22 protein-coding genes, 1 tRNA gene and 1 other annotated feature are annotated in these 15,429 nt (G+C 36.9%); of the genes, 21 read left to right on the top strand and 2 right to left on the bottom strand.

Annotation, left to right across the window (positions count from 1 at the left end):
• Positions 1 to 9: 9 nt before the first annotated feature.
• From AB3I34_RS05075 to AB3I34_RS05050, 6 genes are all read left to right on the top strand, one after another.
• Positions 10 to 294 (top strand): hypothetical protein, encoded by a 285-nt coding sequence (locus AB3I34_RS05075; protein ID WP_010712108.1) that lies wholly within the window; start codon positions 10 to 12, stop codon positions 292 to 294.
• A gap of 63 nt (positions 295 to 357) precedes the next feature.
• Entirely contained in the window at positions 358 to 768 is a 411-nt protein-coding gene (locus tag AB3I34_RS05070) for a hypothetical protein (protein ID WP_025189324.1), read from the top strand.
• Positions 769 to 1,057: 289 nt separating this feature from the next.
• Complete coding sequence (locus tag AB3I34_RS05065) at positions 1,058 to 1,441, top strand: hypothetical protein (protein ID WP_025189325.1); 384 nt, start codon at positions 1,058 to 1,060, stop codon at positions 1,439 to 1,441.
• Between the two features lie 18 nt (positions 1,442 to 1,459).
• Positions 1,460 to 3,016: a cutinase family protein gene (locus AB3I34_RS05060; protein WP_085444098.1), complete on the top strand. Its 1,557-nt coding sequence runs from the start codon at positions 1,460 to 1,462 to the stop codon at positions 3,014 to 3,016.
• 19 nt (positions 3,017 to 3,035) lie between these two features.
• Entirely contained in the window at positions 3,036 to 3,320 is a 285-nt protein-coding gene (locus AB3I34_RS05055; RefSeq protein ID WP_002355864.1) for a hypothetical protein, read from the top strand.
• Between the two features lie 7 nt (positions 3,321 to 3,327).
• Positions 3,328 to 3,633, top strand: coding sequence for a hypothetical protein (locus AB3I34_RS05050; RefSeq protein ID WP_002388873.1), 306 nt, complete (start codon positions 3,328 to 3,330; stop codon positions 3,631 to 3,633).
• Positions 3,634 to 3,681: 48 nt separating this feature from the next.
• On the opposite strand, the gene AB3I34_RS05045 is transcribed toward AB3I34_RS05050, so the two are convergent.
• Positions 3,682 to 3,755, bottom strand: a tRNA-Arg gene (locus AB3I34_RS05045).
• A 172-nt stretch (positions 3,756 to 3,927) separates the two neighbouring features.
• Positions 3,928 to 4,003 (top strand) — a sequence feature (ribosomal protein L21 leader region).
• Positions 4,004 to 4,022: 19 nt separating this feature from the next.
• On the opposite strand from AB3I34_RS05045, the gene rplU reads away from it, so the two are divergent.
• The 4 genes from rplU to psiE all read left to right on the top strand — a co-directional run bounded on the left by rplU (position 4,023) and on the right by psiE (position 5,660).
• Positions 4,023 to 4,331, top strand: coding sequence for a 50S ribosomal protein L21 (gene rplU / locus AB3I34_RS05040; RefSeq protein WP_002355866.1), 309 nt, complete (start codon positions 4,023 to 4,025; stop codon positions 4,329 to 4,331).
• A gap of 32 nt (positions 4,332 to 4,363) precedes the next feature.
• Positions 4,364 to 4,708 carry a ribosomal-processing cysteine protease Prp gene (locus AB3I34_RS05035; RefSeq protein WP_010820413.1) on the top strand — a complete coding sequence of 115 codons (345 nt, stop codon included), beginning with the start codon at positions 4,364 to 4,366 and terminating at the stop codon, positions 4,706 to 4,708.
• A 12-nt stretch (positions 4,709 to 4,720) separates the two neighbouring features.
• Complete coding sequence (gene rpmA / locus AB3I34_RS05030; RefSeq protein WP_002355868.1) at positions 4,721 to 5,008, top strand: 50S ribosomal protein L27; 288 nt, start codon at positions 4,721 to 4,723, stop codon at positions 5,006 to 5,008.
• 199 nt (positions 5,009 to 5,207) lie between these two features.
• The gene (gene psiE / locus AB3I34_RS05025; protein WP_002355869.1) at positions 5,208 to 5,660 is read left to right on the top strand and encodes a phosphate-starvation-inducible protein PsiE; all 453 of its coding nucleotides are present in this window, start codon (positions 5,208 to 5,210) and stop codon (positions 5,658 to 5,660) included.
• Positions 5,661 to 5,730: 70 nt separating this feature from the next.
• Here the strand turns inward: psiE and AB3I34_RS05020 are convergent, their stop codons facing one another.
• On the bottom strand, positions 5,731 to 6,546 hold the full coding sequence (locus AB3I34_RS05020; RefSeq protein ID WP_010712179.1) for a metallophosphoesterase: 816 nt from the start codon (positions 6,544 to 6,546) through the stop codon (positions 5,731 to 5,733).
• Between the two features lie 171 nt (positions 6,547 to 6,717).
• On the opposite strand from AB3I34_RS05020, the gene AB3I34_RS05015 reads away from it, so the two are divergent.
• The 11 genes from AB3I34_RS05015 (at position 6,718) to AB3I34_RS04965 (ending at position 15,360) form a co-directional block, all read left to right on the top strand.
• A complete protein-coding gene (locus AB3I34_RS05015) occupies positions 6,718 to 7,782 on the top strand; it encodes a Xaa-Pro peptidase family protein (protein ID WP_002391500.1) in 1,065 nt (354 codons plus the stop codon).
• A 13-nt stretch (positions 7,783 to 7,795) separates the two neighbouring features.
• Positions 7,796 to 8,116 (top strand): MazG nucleotide pyrophosphohydrolase domain-containing protein, encoded by a 321-nt coding sequence (locus AB3I34_RS05010; RefSeq protein ID WP_010712180.1) that lies wholly within the window; start codon positions 7,796 to 7,798, stop codon positions 8,114 to 8,116.
• A gap of 332 nt (positions 8,117 to 8,448) precedes the next feature.
• Positions 8,449 to 8,880 (top strand): Asp23/Gls24 family envelope stress response protein, encoded by a 432-nt coding sequence (locus tag AB3I34_RS05005; RefSeq protein ID WP_002355874.1) that lies wholly within the window; start codon positions 8,449 to 8,451, stop codon positions 8,878 to 8,880.
• A complete protein-coding gene (gene nusB / locus AB3I34_RS05000) occupies positions 8,873 to 9,325 on the top strand; it encodes a transcription antitermination factor NusB (protein WP_002355875.1) in 453 nt (150 codons plus the stop codon). The genes AB3I34_RS05005 and nusB overlap by 8 nt, the downstream gene beginning before the upstream one ends.
• Before the next feature lie 103 nt (positions 9,326 to 9,428).
• Positions 9,429 to 10,274 carry a bifunctional methylenetetrahydrofolate dehydrogenase/methenyltetrahydrofolate cyclohydrolase gene (locus AB3I34_RS04995; protein WP_002355876.1) on the top strand — a complete coding sequence of 282 codons (846 nt, stop codon included), beginning with the start codon at positions 9,429 to 9,431 and terminating at the stop codon, positions 10,272 to 10,274.
• A gap of 9 nt (positions 10,275 to 10,283) precedes the next feature.
• The gene (xseA, locus tag AB3I34_RS04990) at positions 10,284 to 11,630 is read left to right on the top strand and encodes an exodeoxyribonuclease VII large subunit (RefSeq protein ID WP_010712181.1); all 1,347 of its coding nucleotides are present in this window, start codon (positions 10,284 to 10,286) and stop codon (positions 11,628 to 11,630) included.
• 1 nt (position 11,631) lies between these two features.
• On the top strand, positions 11,632 to 11,862 hold the full coding sequence (locus AB3I34_RS04985) for an exodeoxyribonuclease VII small subunit (RefSeq protein WP_002355878.1): 231 nt from the start codon (positions 11,632 to 11,634) through the stop codon (positions 11,860 to 11,862).
• Positions 11,862 to 12,743, top strand: a complete 882-nt coding sequence (locus AB3I34_RS04980) for a polyprenyl synthetase family protein (protein ID WP_002355879.1) — start codon at positions 11,862 to 11,864, stop codon at positions 12,741 to 12,743. Before AB3I34_RS04985 ends, AB3I34_RS04980 begins: the two co-directional genes overlap by 1 nt.
• A 13-nt stretch (positions 12,744 to 12,756) precedes the next feature.
• Entirely contained in the window at positions 12,757 to 13,572 is an 816-nt protein-coding gene (locus AB3I34_RS04975; protein ID WP_002355880.1) for a TlyA family RNA methyltransferase, read from the top strand.
• Between the two features lie 413 nt (positions 13,573 to 13,985).
• Positions 13,986 to 14,495: a matrixin family metalloprotease gene (locus AB3I34_RS04970; RefSeq protein ID WP_010712182.1), complete on the top strand. Its 510-nt coding sequence runs from the start codon at positions 13,986 to 13,988 to the stop codon at positions 14,493 to 14,495.
• Between the two features lie 4 nt (positions 14,496 to 14,499).
• Positions 14,500 to 15,360, top strand: a complete 861-nt coding sequence (locus AB3I34_RS04965) for a hypothetical protein (protein ID WP_010712183.1) — start codon at positions 14,500 to 14,502, stop codon at positions 15,358 to 15,360.
• Positions 15,361 to 15,429: the final 69 nt, after the last annotated feature.

Genomic DNA, 15,429 nt, shown 5'->3' with positions numbered 1-15,429 from the left:
GTGACAACAATGGCTAATTTAAAGGAATATTTTAATATCTATGCCGATTTAGCTCAAGGAGCTTATAATGGAAGACCTCAAAAATACTCTTTTCCTCATGACCGATTAACACCTGAAAAGAAAAAAGAAATAGAAACCAAAAAGCATACTACATTCCGTTTTCCCAACGCCAAAGACGCCCACGGAAATGACGCCAGTACTGTCTACCTCCAACACGACAACACTGTAAAAACAATCAAAGAAAAAAACTGGGTAGGTAGGGAAACGGTTTATAAAAAAGGGTTATTAACATAGGAAAAGTCAATCAAAAAAAATCACATAGTAATTCTTCCCCATACATATTAAGGAGGTGAAAAAGTGAAAAACAGAAAGCGAATAAAATTTGGAATCTTAATCGCAGTAATATCAGTAGCCATAATCGGCACGATTGGAGTGAAAAAAATGAACGAACCAACAGAAAAAGAAAAACAAATTGCTTTTTTGAAAGAGCATGAAGAAGAAATGACGGAGTATGTAAAACAGCAAAATGAAAAGATTGCTAAAGTTGCGTTTTGTTGGGAATCGTTAGAAAAAGAGTCAGTGGGAAATGGTCTTCCGCAAGGAGCAGGAGATATTCTATCTATCCGAATACAAATTATTGATAATAATAACAATAAAATAAATTCATTTGGACTTGCAATAAAACCAAATAATTGGAATGAGCCTACTAAAATAAAAGAACTGTATACGATTAATGCTGACTACGATTACTATACAGAAGGAGGATAATATTGCAGACTTAGAAAAATATAGTAATTTATACGCGGATTTAGCGCAGGCAACTTATAATGGCAGATCCATACAATTTCCGTATAGTGCAAAGAAATGGAATGATAAACAATTAGATAAGTACCGAAATAAAGAGGCTGTTCCATTCACCTTCCCCAACGCCAAAGACGCCCATGGAAATGACGCCAGTACTGTCTATCTCCAACCCGACAACACTGTAAAAACAATTCAAATCGAAAAAATAAATCACATAGAAACTCTTCCTCATACATATTAAGGAGGTGAAAAAGTGAAAAATAGAAAGCGAATAAAATTTGGTATATTAATCGCAACAATAATAGCAATAGTTATAATCGGAACGATTGGAGTGAAGAAGATGAATGAACCAACAGAAAAAGAAAGACAAATTGCTTTTTTGAAAAAGCATGAAGAGGAAATGACGGAGTATGTAAAGTATGAAAGTGAATATGTACTTTTAAAACAATATGATGTTAAAGAAGTAACCTATAGTTGGCAATCAGTGATTGAAGTTCGAAGTATGGCTTTTAGCCCAAAAACTATAGCTGTTGAAGTATCTATTTTTGATGGTATTGGTAAAAAATTAGATGGGTTTGAAATATATGTGCTTCCAGATAATGTAAAAAATCCAACTGAAATAAAAAATATTGAATAGTTAAGGAGATGAAATTTAATGGCAAATTTAGAAAAGTATACTAATATTTATGCTGATTTAGCCCAAGGAGCATACATCGGTCGAAAAGAAGGGTTTATGTTTGCTAAATTGACACAAGTTCAAAAAGAAGAGCTTAAGCTAAATGAACATGCTACATTCCATTTCCCCAACGCCAAAGACGCCCACGGAAATGACGCCAGTACTGTCTACCTCCAACCCGACAACACTGTAAAAACAATCAAAGAAAAAAACTGGGTAGGTAGGGAAAAGGTTTATAAAAAAGGGTTATTAACAGATGAGAAAGCTGGCTATAATTCTTATTATGTAACAGATACGCCGACCTTGAGTCCAAAAACGCAACATACATATTTTGCCACTCGCGGTAGTGACGGCGTTTCAATGGACGTGAAAAAAGGTTGGTCAGGGAATAATTTGAATGACTGGGTCAATAATAATGGTTCCTTTACGTTATTTAATGCCTATTTGCCTCAAGCAAAATTAGCCAATGAAGCCATGCATCAAAAGATAATGGAGATGAGTGCTAAAGCCCCTAATGCGACTATGTCGATTACAGGTCATTCTTTAGGGACCATGATTTCTATTCAAGCGGTGGCCAATCTCCCACAAGCCGATCTTGCTAAAATTGATAAAGTAGTATTGTTTCAAGGCCCTGATGCGCGAGAAAGCATTAATAAAATGTCTCAACAAGCTCAGGAAAATATTCAACAATTAGAAGAACAAGGGAAAATCGATTATTATGTGAATGCGTTTGATATTGTCTCCATGTTGAATCGAAATAAAAAAGGGGTAGATGAAATTGGTCGGGTGCATTATCTATTACCAAAAACGTTCACCACTACTTTTGATCTGACGGACAAATACGGTTCTAGTCATGATTTTGGTCAGTATCAATTAAATCCTGATGGTACGCCCAAAGAAGCCAATCTAAAGGAACATGGCTATATTTTTGCGGCAGGAGTAAAAGTTTCCAAACTTATTGATAAATATTTAGGGAAAATCATGGATGCTTCAGGTGAATCCTTAGCTAAAAACAGTCTCCAATTTTTGTTAAGTCTGCTATCTGAAGAAAATCGCCAGAAAATCATCAAAGAATATGAAAAAATCATTCACGAAGCAAAAATTGCCAGCCAATGGCAAGGAAAAGTGAGTCGTATTCAGAAAAGTTTAGCCAGTGCTTCAGGTAGTCAAAAGATTGAATTACGTAGTGAATTAGCAGAACTAGTTGCAAAACAAGCGCAGCAAGCTGGAAAAGAATACGAACTACTTGTGAAAAATATCCTCCAAGAAGCAGAAGATGAAGTCCAGACAGTTTCAAAGGAAATTCGTGAAAGTGCAATGAATATCCGACAGTATCTATCCTATGCAGAAGTCCAAGCAATGATTGCTCCTTACGAAAAAAGTCGTCTTTGGGATAGCGCTGAAGCAACAAATACTAGCAACCAAGCCAAGCAATACAAGCAAAAATTAACTGATTTTAGCGGAAAATTAACAACTGTTGCTAAAAATATTCAAGCATACGATCAACAAGCAAGAAGTAGTTTATTTCAAAAATAATAAATGAAAGGGTTTTCTTATGGATGAAAGAGAATTTCAAGAAAAATTAGAAGTAGAACAAAAAGCTCGTGAACGAGTAGCAATCCAGACAGTAATTACTGCTAAAAAAACACGAATTACTACAACCAAACAAAACACAACCGCAAGTTTGAAAGAACTTTCAGAAGCCATGTTTCAACAAACAAATAGTGCCCTACCTAATGCCTTGAACGGAGCTTTGCAGGGGAAAAGTGCAGAATCAGCAGAAAAATTTTTAAAAGGAAGCCAGAGACCAAATTTAAAAACACCTGTCAAGGGAGAGTGACCGACAAATGGATGAACAGCGAAGAAAACGGCAATATTTAGAAGAACAATATTATGAAGAAAAAAATAAAATTCACCGCCAACAAGAAGTGCTGAGTAATCAATTAGTAAACTTTAGAAGAGAAACTGGACAATTGGTAGATAAAGTCAATTATTTAACGAAAAATGATCAATGGCACAAACAGCAATTTTACCATGCAATGGAACAAAGTGATCATCTGATACGTCAAGAAGGAAATCGTTATAGACAACAATTAGAGGAAAAAGAACGTGAATGGACGAGAACATATCGAAAAGAATTGGATAAACTCTAAAAAAACAGCGTCACCTCTAAAGGTAACGCTGTCTTTGTCAGTCTGTTACGTCACAGGAGGGATTCGAACCCCCGACCGTCCGCTTAGAAGGCGGATGCTCTATCCTGCTGAGCTACTATGACAATAGTTGTAACACAACAAAGCTAATTATAATGGAAGTAGTGTTAGAAAGTCAATCGGAAATTTAAATAACAGAAGAAGTTTTTTTGGAGAGAGAAAGTGAAGAAAATAGAGAGTTTATATTGACGAGGTTTTCTGGTTCTGTTATTATAGTTAGTGTTGTAATTGTGGTCTCCACAGCTACAACCGCACAGAACAAGTTTTTAAGCATGAGCAATCATCACTTGGGATGGCGAGTCTAAGTCTAGAAGAAGGAGGTGCTGTATAGCATGTACGCAATTATCAAAACTGGTGGTAAACAAGTGAAAGTTGAAGTAGGTCAAGCAATCTACGTTGAAAAATTAAACGTTGAGGCTGGCGAGAAAGTTGTTTTTGACGAAGTTATCTTAGTAGGTGGCGAATCTACAAAAGTTGGTGCGCCAACTGTTGCAGGCGCAACTGTTGAAGGAACTGTTGAAAAACACGGCAAACAAAAGAAAGTCGTGACTTTCCAATACAAACCTAAAAAACACTCTCACCGTAAACAAGGTCACCGTCAACCGTATACAAAAGTTATGATCGAAGCAATCAACGCTTAATCTCTCTTGTTGACAGGAAAGAAGGCCTATCAATGATTAAAGGTTCTTTTAAACGAACAGGCTCCGGCCGAATCGTTTCATTCGAATTAACCGGGCATGCTGAAGCAGGTCCTTATGGCAGCGATGTGGTTTGCGCGGCAGTTTCTGCCTTAGCAATTAGCGCAGTCAATGGAATTGATGCCTTAGCAGGTTTTGAACCGATTGTGGAAGTTGATGATGTAGAAGGTGGCTACCTTTATGTCGAGATGTTAACAACTGTCAATCAGGAACAAAAAAATATTGCCCAAATTCTATTAGAAAATCTTTTATTAGGTTTACAATCAATAGAGAACGAAAATACTGAATTTATTCAAATAAAAACAATCACTGAGAAATAGGAGGTGCAGACTATGTTATTGACTATGAATTTACAATTATTTGCCCATAAAAAAGGTGGCGGTTCTACATCAAACGGCCGTGACTCTGAATCTAAACGATTAGGCGCTAAAAGTGCTGATGGCCAAACAGTTACAGGTGGTTCAATTTTATACCGTCAACGCGGAACTAAAATTTATCCAGGTGTGAACGTTGGAATCGGTGGCGACGATACGTTATTTGCAAAAGTTGACGGTGTGGTACGTTTCGAACGTAAAGGCCGCGACAAAAAACAAGTATCAGTTTATCCAGTAGCTAACTAATACGATTAAAAAGCTGAATCTGCGGATTCAGCTTTTTTTGTCTTGCATAAAGGGTTAGCCGGAAAATAAAGAAACATCTCAAAATAAAAAAAATCTCACATTGGGTTTAACTGCTTGTCTGACAAGGTTAATTGATGATATATTTAATGTAATAACAAGCATGTTATAAAATAATTGAGTCAAAAGAAAGAAGGGTATTATGCAGAAGAATTTTAGTGTAGTAAAGAAGTACGTGAATTTGATTTTGGATATTGTATTAGGGATTTTAGGAGTTTTCTTATTAGTATTTATGGCTAGTTATTTAGTTGACCTCGCTACATATCTCATGAAGCCAATGACGCCGGATAATTTTTCAGTTATCATGCAAGAAATTATTTCATTCTTTATGTTATTTGAGTTTATTATGATGATTCTTCGCTATATTCAAGAAGGACACCATATTCCGATTCGTTATTTGATTTTAATATGTTTAACCGCAATTTTACGTCAATTAATGGTTGCACATGGCGATGGCTTGCAGACTTTATTGTTATCTTTATCAATTCTTTTACTAGTGGTTGTGCTATTTATTCTCGGGTTAAATGGCAGCAAATTTTATACGCTAGGAAAAGCGAAAGTAGAAGAAGATCACGAGCAAGATTTTCATCATTAATTGAACATAATCAAAGACCGTCCAACGTGAGAATTTTTCTCTAACGTGGGGCGGTCTTTTTAATGCATAGTTAAATAGTTAACTCAATCAGTTCAATTGTTGGTAAGACACCAAAGCGTGCGCTGATTTTAGTGGTTCCGATTCCTGGGTGAACAATTAGCGGCGTTTCATCTTCTAAATGATAAAGCCCATGTGTATATTTTTTGGCAAGCTGATTTTTGTAAGTGAAAAAAGGCAAGCGAATCTGTCCGCCGTGACTATGTCCTGCTAAAATGAGGTCAATGTTTTTGTTGACTGCTGAGTCTGCGACATCTGGCTCATGGGTTAGTAGCAGAGTGGGCGTTCCAGTAGGGCGGTTGACTAAAGCTGCAGCTAAGTCGGTTTGTCCATATAACGAATCTTCTAAACCAGCGACGTACAAGGAGATACGGTGTGAGACAGGCAGTAATTTGCCCGTGTTTTTAAGTACGGTAAAGTCGGCAGCTTCTAAGATTGTTTCGTAAAAATTGGTATCTAACCCGCTATATTCGTGGTTGCCATAAATAGCGAATTTGCCATAAGGGGCGTTAATTTTACGGAAAAGTTGACTCACTTCATCCTGAATTTCGATACCGAAACGGGCATAATCATCAAATAAGTCTCCTGTAAAAACGACTATGTCTGGTTGTAATGTATTTGTTTTTTCAACAATCTGTTTTAAGACCTTCACAGAATAATTCTTTTTTAAATGAATATCAGAGAGTTGAACAATTCGTAAGGTTTTCCCTGATTCTGTTACTTTAATTTGATTTTTGTGTATGACTAAGCAGTTAGGTTCAATAAAAAAACTATAGCTTAAAATGCCGATAATAATGAAAAATAGTGCCAGAAATAAATAAACGTTCATAATTTCCTCCTTGAAGTCGCTAAATTAGTTTACTACAAAAGTGTTAAGCAAAAAATAAGGAAAGGTAAAATTTTTAGTAAACTTTCTCGATGAAGTTTTTTGGTGATTCATGCTTTTCTGAAGTAAATTTGCTATAATGAAAAATGAGAAAAAAGAAAGAAGGTCGAACCAATGATGGCAAGAGTCGAAAAGCTACGGGAGTTAATGAAAGAAAATAATTTACAAGGATTTTTAGTGACAAGTCCGTATAATTTACGTTATTTAACCAATTTTACTGGGACAACAGGCTTGGCAATGATTACATTAGATAAAGCTTTTTTTGTAACGGATTTTCGTTATACGGAACAAGCTGCGGAACAAGCAACTGGTTTTACTATCGTTAAAAACACAGGACATATTTTTGACGAAGTAGCAGATTTAGCTGAACGTTTGCAATTAGATAATTTAGCTTTTGAAGAAACGCAAGTTAGTTTCGCTGATTATAGCTTATTGGAAGAAATTTTACCATGTGAATTAGTTCCTGTAATGGGTTTGATTGAAGAATTAAGAGAAGTGAAAGATGAAGAAGAAGTAGCGATTATTGAAAAAGCGTGTGCCATCGCGGATCAAGGATTTGCCTTTGTCTTAGAGATGATTAAACCTGGAATGACAGAGATTGAAGTGGCTAATCAATTAGATTTCTTCATGCGTTCAAAAGGAGCCAGTGGTGTTTCTTTTGAGACAATTGTGGCCAGCGGTCTACGTTCGGCGATGCCACATGGCGTTGCTAGCCATAAAGTCATCGAAAAAGGTGAGTTAATCACTTTAGATTTCGGTTGTTATTATGAAGGCTATGTTTCTGATATGACACGGACATTTGCTATTGGTAGTATTCAGCCAAAACTAAAAGAAATTTATGATATTGTTTTAGAAGCACAATTAAAAGTGTTAGCAGAAGCTAAACCTGGGTTGACGGGCATTCAATTAGATGCGATTGCACGGGATCATATTGCTTCCTATGGCTATGGCGATGCGTTTGGCCACAGTACTGGTCATGGCATTGGGTTAGAAATTCATGAAGGACCAAATGTTTCATTCCGAGCAGATAAACAGTTTGTACCAGGGAATGTGATTACGGACGAACCTGGAATTTATTTGCCAGGAATTGGTGGCGTGCGTATTGAGGACGATTTATTAATTACTGCTGAAGGTAATCGTGTATTAACACATGCGCCAAAAGAATTAATCATTTTATAAAGGTTGGGAGAACATGGATATCCAAGAGTATCAGCGGTTTATTAGCGCGTTTTATAAAAAACGTAACTGGTATCAATATGATCCGTTTATTCGTTCCAACTTTTTAACAGAAGAAGTCGGCGAAGTTTGTCGGGCCATTCGGACAATTGAAATTGGCCGTGATCGACCGGATGAAACAGTTTTGACAGATGAAGAGAATCTGGAAAACTTAACGGAAGAGTTAGGCGATGTGTTGGATAATTTATTTATTTTAGCGGATAAATATGACATCTCTTTAGAAATGATTATGCAAAAGCATCGGACGAAACTAATGGAACGTTATCCTGAAGAATAAAGATGTAAAAATAAGAAAGCCAAAATTACTTGGTCTTTCTTATTTTTACGTCTAAAGGCTTGAATTAGAAATTTATGACAAGAAATTATCTGTTCTTTTAGTCAGAACTTAGCTTTTCTGGTAGCGAAATAGGCTAATTAATGATAAACTAAGAACGAGTATTGATAAGCAAAATTTGGACGTTCTTTCACAACTAACTGAAGAAACCAGTGTTGTTTTAATTTTTAAGAATCATCCGTTGCTTAAAAGAGAATCCTTAAGAGACTTAGTGATTCATCAAATAAATCGTTTATTTAACGATTTTGTGCGTAATAGATAAGGAGGACAACCAAATGTCAGAAGAAAAAAATCTTGTAATCAATGCAAACGATTCTTTAGGAGAAATCGTGATCGCTCCTGAAGTCATTGAAGTAATTATCGGAATCGCTGCTTCAAAAGTAGAGGGCGTTTATGGGATGCGTGGCACGTTCGCCAATAATGTGAATGAATTATTAGGCCGTGCAGCACACGGCAAAGGTGTATATTTACGAACAGAAGAAGAAGGCTTAAAAGTCGATATCTATTGTTACTTGAACTACGGTGTTTCTGTGCCAAAAGTTGCATTAGAAATGCAAGACCGTGTGAAACAACAAGTCTTATTTATGACAGATATTGATTTAGTTGAAGTGAATATTCATGTTGTAGCGGTAGTACCTGAAAAAATCCCTCAACCAGACTTAAATGAATTATTCCCAGAAGATGAAGATGGAGAAGAGAATGAGTAAAACAGAATTAACCCGTCACGAGATTCGTGAAAAAGCGCTCCAAGCCCTTTTTCCTTTAGATTTTAATGCTGATTTAACCAAACAAGATGCCATTGATTATGCATTGGCTTATGATAATCGGGAAATCGTTAGTGAAGATGGCGAAGACCTAGTCCCTACGTATTTAGATTTACTTGTCGGCGGTGTGTGTAGCCGCAAAGCAGAACTAGACGAAGTGATTACGAATCATTTAGGTAATAACTGGTCTATGCAACGCTTAGCAAAAATAGATATTGTTATTTTACGCTTAGCTATTTTTGAAATGCTATACGTTTCAGATGTGCCAAACATTGTGGCATTAAATGAAGCCGTTGAGTTAAGTAAAAAATACAGCGACGACCGTTCACGTAAATTTGTTAATGGTGTGTTATCAAATGTAATGAAAGAAATTGATTCAGAGGCGTAAGCTCTGAATCTTTTTTTACTATCTAACTGGTGTTAAGATACTGGGTTATATGCTAAAATAAATACTATTAAAGAAGTAAAGAAACAATAGAGGGAGCGAAGGAATGAGTACAGTAATTAACGGTCGTGAATTAGCAGATCAAATGCAAGCAGAAATTCAAAAAGATGTAGAAAAGATGACACAACAAGGCATCCAACCAGGATTAGTTGTTTTATTAGTTGGGGAAAATCCTGCCAGCCAAACGTATGTGAGAAATAAAGAACGTGCAGCAGCCAAAATTGGCATTCTGTCAAAGGTCGAAAAACTGCCAGAAACTATTTCAGAAGAAGAATTATTGGCTGAGATTGACAAATATAATCAAGATTCACGCTTTCATGGCATTCTTGTACAACTACCTTTGCCAAAACATATTGATGAAGAAAAGATTTTATTAGCGATTGATCCCAAAAAAGATGTAGATGGGTTCCATCCAATGAATTTAGGCCGTTTGTTTGTCGGCAAACCTGAAATGATTCCTTGCACGCCGTATGGAATTATGAAGATGTTTGAAGCCTATGATATTGATTTAACAGGTAAACGTGCGGTGGTTATTGGTCGAAGCAATATTGTTGGCAAGCCAATGGCACAATTATTGTTAATGAAAAATGCGACCGTGACGATTGCCCATTCTAAAACTGAACATTTAGCAGAAGTTGCAAAAGAAGCGGATATTTTAGTTGTAGCAATTGGACGCGGGCATTTTGTCACCAAAGAGTTCGTGAAACCAGGTGCGGTAGTGATTGATGTGGGTATGAATCGCAATCAAGAAGGAAAACTGATTGGTGATGTAGCATTCGATGAAGTTTCTGAAATTGCAAGCTATATCACACCAGTTCCCAAAGGTGTTGGCCCAATGACGATTACCATGTTAATGTATCAAACAGTCGAGGCAGCAAAAAAACAAAAGTAAGGTGAAAAAATGACGCAACAGTATTTAACAGTAACAGCCTTAACGAAGTATTTAAAACGTAAATTTGATGCAGACCCTTACTTAGGACGTGTCTATTTAACAGGTGAAATTTCGAACTTTCGTTTCCGAGCGAACGCGCATCAGTACTTCAGTTTAAAAGATGACCATGCGAAGATTTCTGCAATTATGTTTAAATCAGCCTTTCAAAAATTGAAGTTTCAACCAAAAGAAGGCATGAAAGTCATGGTGGTGGGGCGGATTTCGCTTTATGAAAACAGCGGCTCCTATCAAATTTATATTGAACATATGGAACCAGATGGTGTAGGTGCACTTTATCAAGCATTGGCAGAATTAAGAGAAAAACTAGGAAAAGAAGGACTTTTTGAAGGGCCTAAACAACAGTTGCCTCGTTATCCCAAACGAATCGCTGTGGTTACAAGTCCTAGTGGTGCTGTCATTCGGGATATCATTACGACAGTCAAAAGACGGTATCCGATTGCACAACTGGTCCTTTTTCCAACCTTGGTCCAAGGCGAGCAGGCGGCGGATGACATTGTGCGGAACATTCAGCGAGCCGATGCGCAAGGCGATTTTGATACGATGATCATCGGCCGTGGCGGTGGTTCAATCGAGGATTTATGGCCATTTAATGAAGAAAAAGTGGCTCGAGCCATTCATGCTGCCACCACACCGATTATTTCATCGGTTGGTCACGAAACAGATGTGACAATTGCCGATATGGTAGCAGATGTTCGTGCAGCAACGCCAACGGCAGCAGCGGAACTAGCGGTACCAGTTTTAAATGAAGAACTATTAAGAATTAGTGAACGGCGTAGTCGTTTAGAACAAAGCTTTTTATATCTCTTGCAACAACGAACAGAACGTTTCCAACGACTACAAAACTCTTATGTGTTTAAGCAACCTGAGCGACTTTATGAAGGTCAAACGATTAAATTAGATCGAATGACGCAACGTCTTTTCCAAGCAATGACAACGATTCATCACCAAAAACAACGTCAAGCCCAAGGAATTATCGCTCAATTGCAACAACAGACACCAAAGGGACAATTAAGAGAAAGTCAGCAACAGTTGGCGTTTTTACAACGAAACTTGCAAACGCAAATGACACAATTGTTCCTAAACAAACAAAAGCAATTCACGTCTGCTGTTCAACAATTAGACTTACTCAGCCCACTCAAAATTATGGGTCGAGGATATAGTTATACTACAAAAGAGGACCGTCTCGTTAAAACTGTTACCGAGTTACAGCCAGCAGATCAATTAACGATTCATTATGCTGACGGTACAGTTCAAGCAAACGTCGAAACAATAACAGCGAAAAAAGAGGAGTTTTAACATGCCAGCAAAAGAAAAAACGTTTGAAGAATCATTAAATGCCTTAGAAGAAATCGTTCAGCGCTTAGAACGAGGAGATGTTCCTTTGGAAGAAGCCTTAGCTGCCTTTCAAGAGGGCATGGCATTAAGTAAACAATGTCAAGATACATTGGAAAAAGCGGAAAAAACTTTAACGAAAATGATGACAGAAAACAATGAAGAAATTGTTTTTGAAGAGAGCGAGGAAGCGTAATGACGAATTTTAGTCAACAGCATTTACCGTTGGTTGAAAAAGTCATGGTGGATTTTATCGCAGAATATACTGAAAATGAGCGTTTGAAAGAAGCAATGCTCTACTCAATACACGCAGGTGGTAAACGATTACGCCCGCTATTAGTGCTAACAACAGTGGCCGCTTTTCAAAAAGAGATGGAAACACAAGACTACCAAGTGGCTGCCTCTTTAGAGATGATTCATACGTATTCATTAATTCATGATGATTTACCAGCAATGGATGATGATGATTTACGTCGTGGCAAACCAACCAATCATAAAGTGTTTGGTGAAGCGACTGCCATTTTAGCAGGGGACGGCTTATTAACAGGTGCATTTCAGTTACTTTCTTTGAGTCAATTAGGCTTAAGTGAAAAAGTTTTATTGATGCAACAACTGGCAAAGGCAGCGGGGAATCAAGGCATGGTTGCCGGCCAAATGGGTGATATTGAAGGAGAAAAAGTCAGCTTGACTTTAGAAGAGTTAGCAGCTGTTCATGAAAAGAAAACCGGAGCGCTAATTGAATTCGCCTTAATTGCTGGGGGCGTATTAGCCAATCAAACAGAAGAAGTCATTGGTTTACTGACACAGTTTGCGCATCACTATGGCTTGGCTTTTCAAATTCGTGATGACTTATTAGATGCCACAAGTACAGAAGCAGATTTAGGTAAAAAAGTAGGCCGAGATGAAGCGTTGAATAAAAGTACGTATCCAGCTCTTCTAGGGATTGCTGGCGCGAAAGATGCGCTAACACATCAATTAGCAGAAGGTAGCGCTGTTTTAGAAAAAATCAAAGCAAATGTTCCCAACTTTTCAGAAGAACATTTAGCAAACTTGTTAACTCAGTTACAATTGAGATAGAAAGAAGGCACTTATGAAAAAAGAACGCGTCGATGTCTTGGCGTTTAATCAAGGACTATTTGAAACACGAGAAAAAGCCAAACGCAGCGTGATGGCTGGTTTGGTTTACAATGATAAAAATGAACGTTTAGATAAACCAGGGGAAAAAATTTCTGTGGAGACACCCTTACATACTAAGGGCCAAGTAATGCCTTATGTTTCTCGTGGGGGCTTAAAACTAGAGAAGGCACTAAATGTTTTTGCAATCAACGTTCAAGGCAAAACAATGCTAGATATTGGTTCCTCCACAGGTGGTTTTACCGATGTCGCTTTACAAAATGGGGCTCGTTTGAGTTACGCTTTAGATGTTGGCTATAACCAACTAGCATGGAAAATTCGGCAAGATGAACGCGTGGTGGTAATGGAACGTACCAATTTTCGCTATAGTAAACCTGAAGATTTCACCGAAGGGGTGCCGGATATTGCAACGATTGATGTTTCCTTTATTTCATTACGCTTAATTTTGCCACCTCTTCATGATATTTTGAAAAAAGGTGGTAGTGTGGTGGCGTTAATTAAGCCACAATTCGAAGCTGGCAAAGAGTTTGTTGGGAAAAAAGGAATCGTGCGTGATCCAGAAACCCATCAAATGGTTGTGGAGGAAATCACGCGCTTTGCCATGAATAATGGTTATGATGTGAAAAACTTGGATTTTTCACCAATCACTGGTGGCGAAGGAAACATTGAATTTTTGGCACATTTAGTTTCTGTTGAAGGAGAAGGATCCTATCAAGCGACAGAATCCATTGAAGAAGTTGTCGCGCATGCGCATCAAAAATTAGCGGAATGATGAGAAAGGCAGCAAAGTTTGTAGACTAAGCAATTAAACAAAAAGGGATTTGAGACAGCCATTAGAAGTATAACTGTCTCAGGTCTTTTTTTATTTTATAAATGAATTAGTGAGACATTTAATAATGATAGAAAGGGATTTGAATAAAAATAGTCGTTGAATTGAACTTTATTAGTCCTTTTTTATCGTGATGAAATAACATTTTTAAGATATGTATCTTTTAAATAATAATTAAAAAAACATCGAAAATATTATTTAATCTTATTTTAATTTACTGGTGTATTTTTTAATGTTAAACTAAGGATAGTTCTGATCAGACAAACTATTTTAGTAAGACCAAGTAATTGAATAGAGAGGTAAAAAAATGAAAAAAATGAAGTTATTAATTTCTGGTTTTTTTTGTAGCAATCGTTTTGGGTACTGGTGTTGATGCATTTGCAGCCTCTAGGTTTCCTGGCGTATTATCGAGAGGAATTAATGGGATTAGTTATTGGTTAGGACCAACCGCAACATTTGGTAATACCGATACAGCGATTAGAAATTGGATGTATACTCCGTGGGGGAATCCTTTGTATATTTATAAACAAGGAAATAACTATGGGACATCAATTGATTTTTATTCGACAAAGTTAAATCCGGGAATAGGTGGGGTTACAGATTTTTTTGATGGCAGAGATAGGATGATTGCAACTGGGATGCGAGAAGCTCCGCGAATAAACTACTACTATGCTAAAATTAATTATAATACTATGTATTTACGAGCTTCATCGATGAAGAATGGGACTATTGCTAGACATGAAATTGGGCATGCGCTCGGGATTGCACATTCAAATGGCATTATGATACGTTCTGTAAGTACTAATACAAATCTTGCTGTTGATAAAGCGAATAATGATATCTTAGCAAGAATATATGGGTGGTGAAAAAATGAAAAAAAATCCCATAGTATTTTTGGTAGCGCTTTCTTTGTTGGCGTTCGCTTTCTTAATGATTAATTTCGTTAAAGAGAACGAGAAGAAACAAGTTGCTGCTGAAAAAATAACAACAACTTCCAATTCATTAAAGAAAAAAGCCTTGAAAAATAGTATTGATTCTTCAGAAAGAAAATATTATTCATATCTTGATGAAATTGACCAAAGTAAGGTTATTAATCAATCCGGTGGATCGCAACGACTGTTAATGTATAATCCTGAAATCCCAAAAGATATCCAATCTTTGTCAACAAATATTGTTATTGGCAAAGTTCTTTCTTTAGATAAAGCAGACGCGCCTGCTAATGATCCTAGTAGTCCTTATAATGGAGAAATCTACCCATGGACATTTGGAAAAATCCAAGTACTAAAAAATATTCAAGGCGAATTAGCACCTACGATTGAATTTGCGCGACCAGGCGGTATTATGGAAGAAGGGCGGATGTTTTTAAATGATGCGAAAGAAAATGTTGATAAATTGAATCGTGGACGTGCAACAAGACGAATGCCGCCAATTCAGCAAAGTCGTCAGCTTGTTGAAATACTACAGTATGAAGGAGATTTTTATTTAGCAGCTGGTGAGACCTATTTGTTTTATGTTTATTGGGATACGGAATGGAATAAGGGGTTAATAATGGGCTATCAATACGGTTCTTTACGTTTAGAAGACGAGCAGCAACCTGCTGAAGAATTAACCAAAAGGAATCGCCGAGCGATTGGCAAAACGTGGAATGTTGTCAATGAATCAACCAAAGAAACGACTAATTTAACTACCTATTTAAAAGATGAATTAGGAATTGAACTTCCAGCAGAATAGAAGTAGAGAATAACAAAAAGTCAGCGGAGCTTCCCTTGCTTTTTGTTATTCTTTTCTTTGTTTAGTCTT

Source organism: Enterococcus sp. C102(2024), from assembly GCF_040888205.1.
Classification (GTDB): Bacteria; Bacillota; Bacilli; order Lactobacillales; family Enterococcaceae; genus Enterococcus; species Enterococcus faecalis.
Note: the sequence above shows the minus strand (reverse complement) of the source record. Positions and strands in the feature narration are given on the sequence as shown.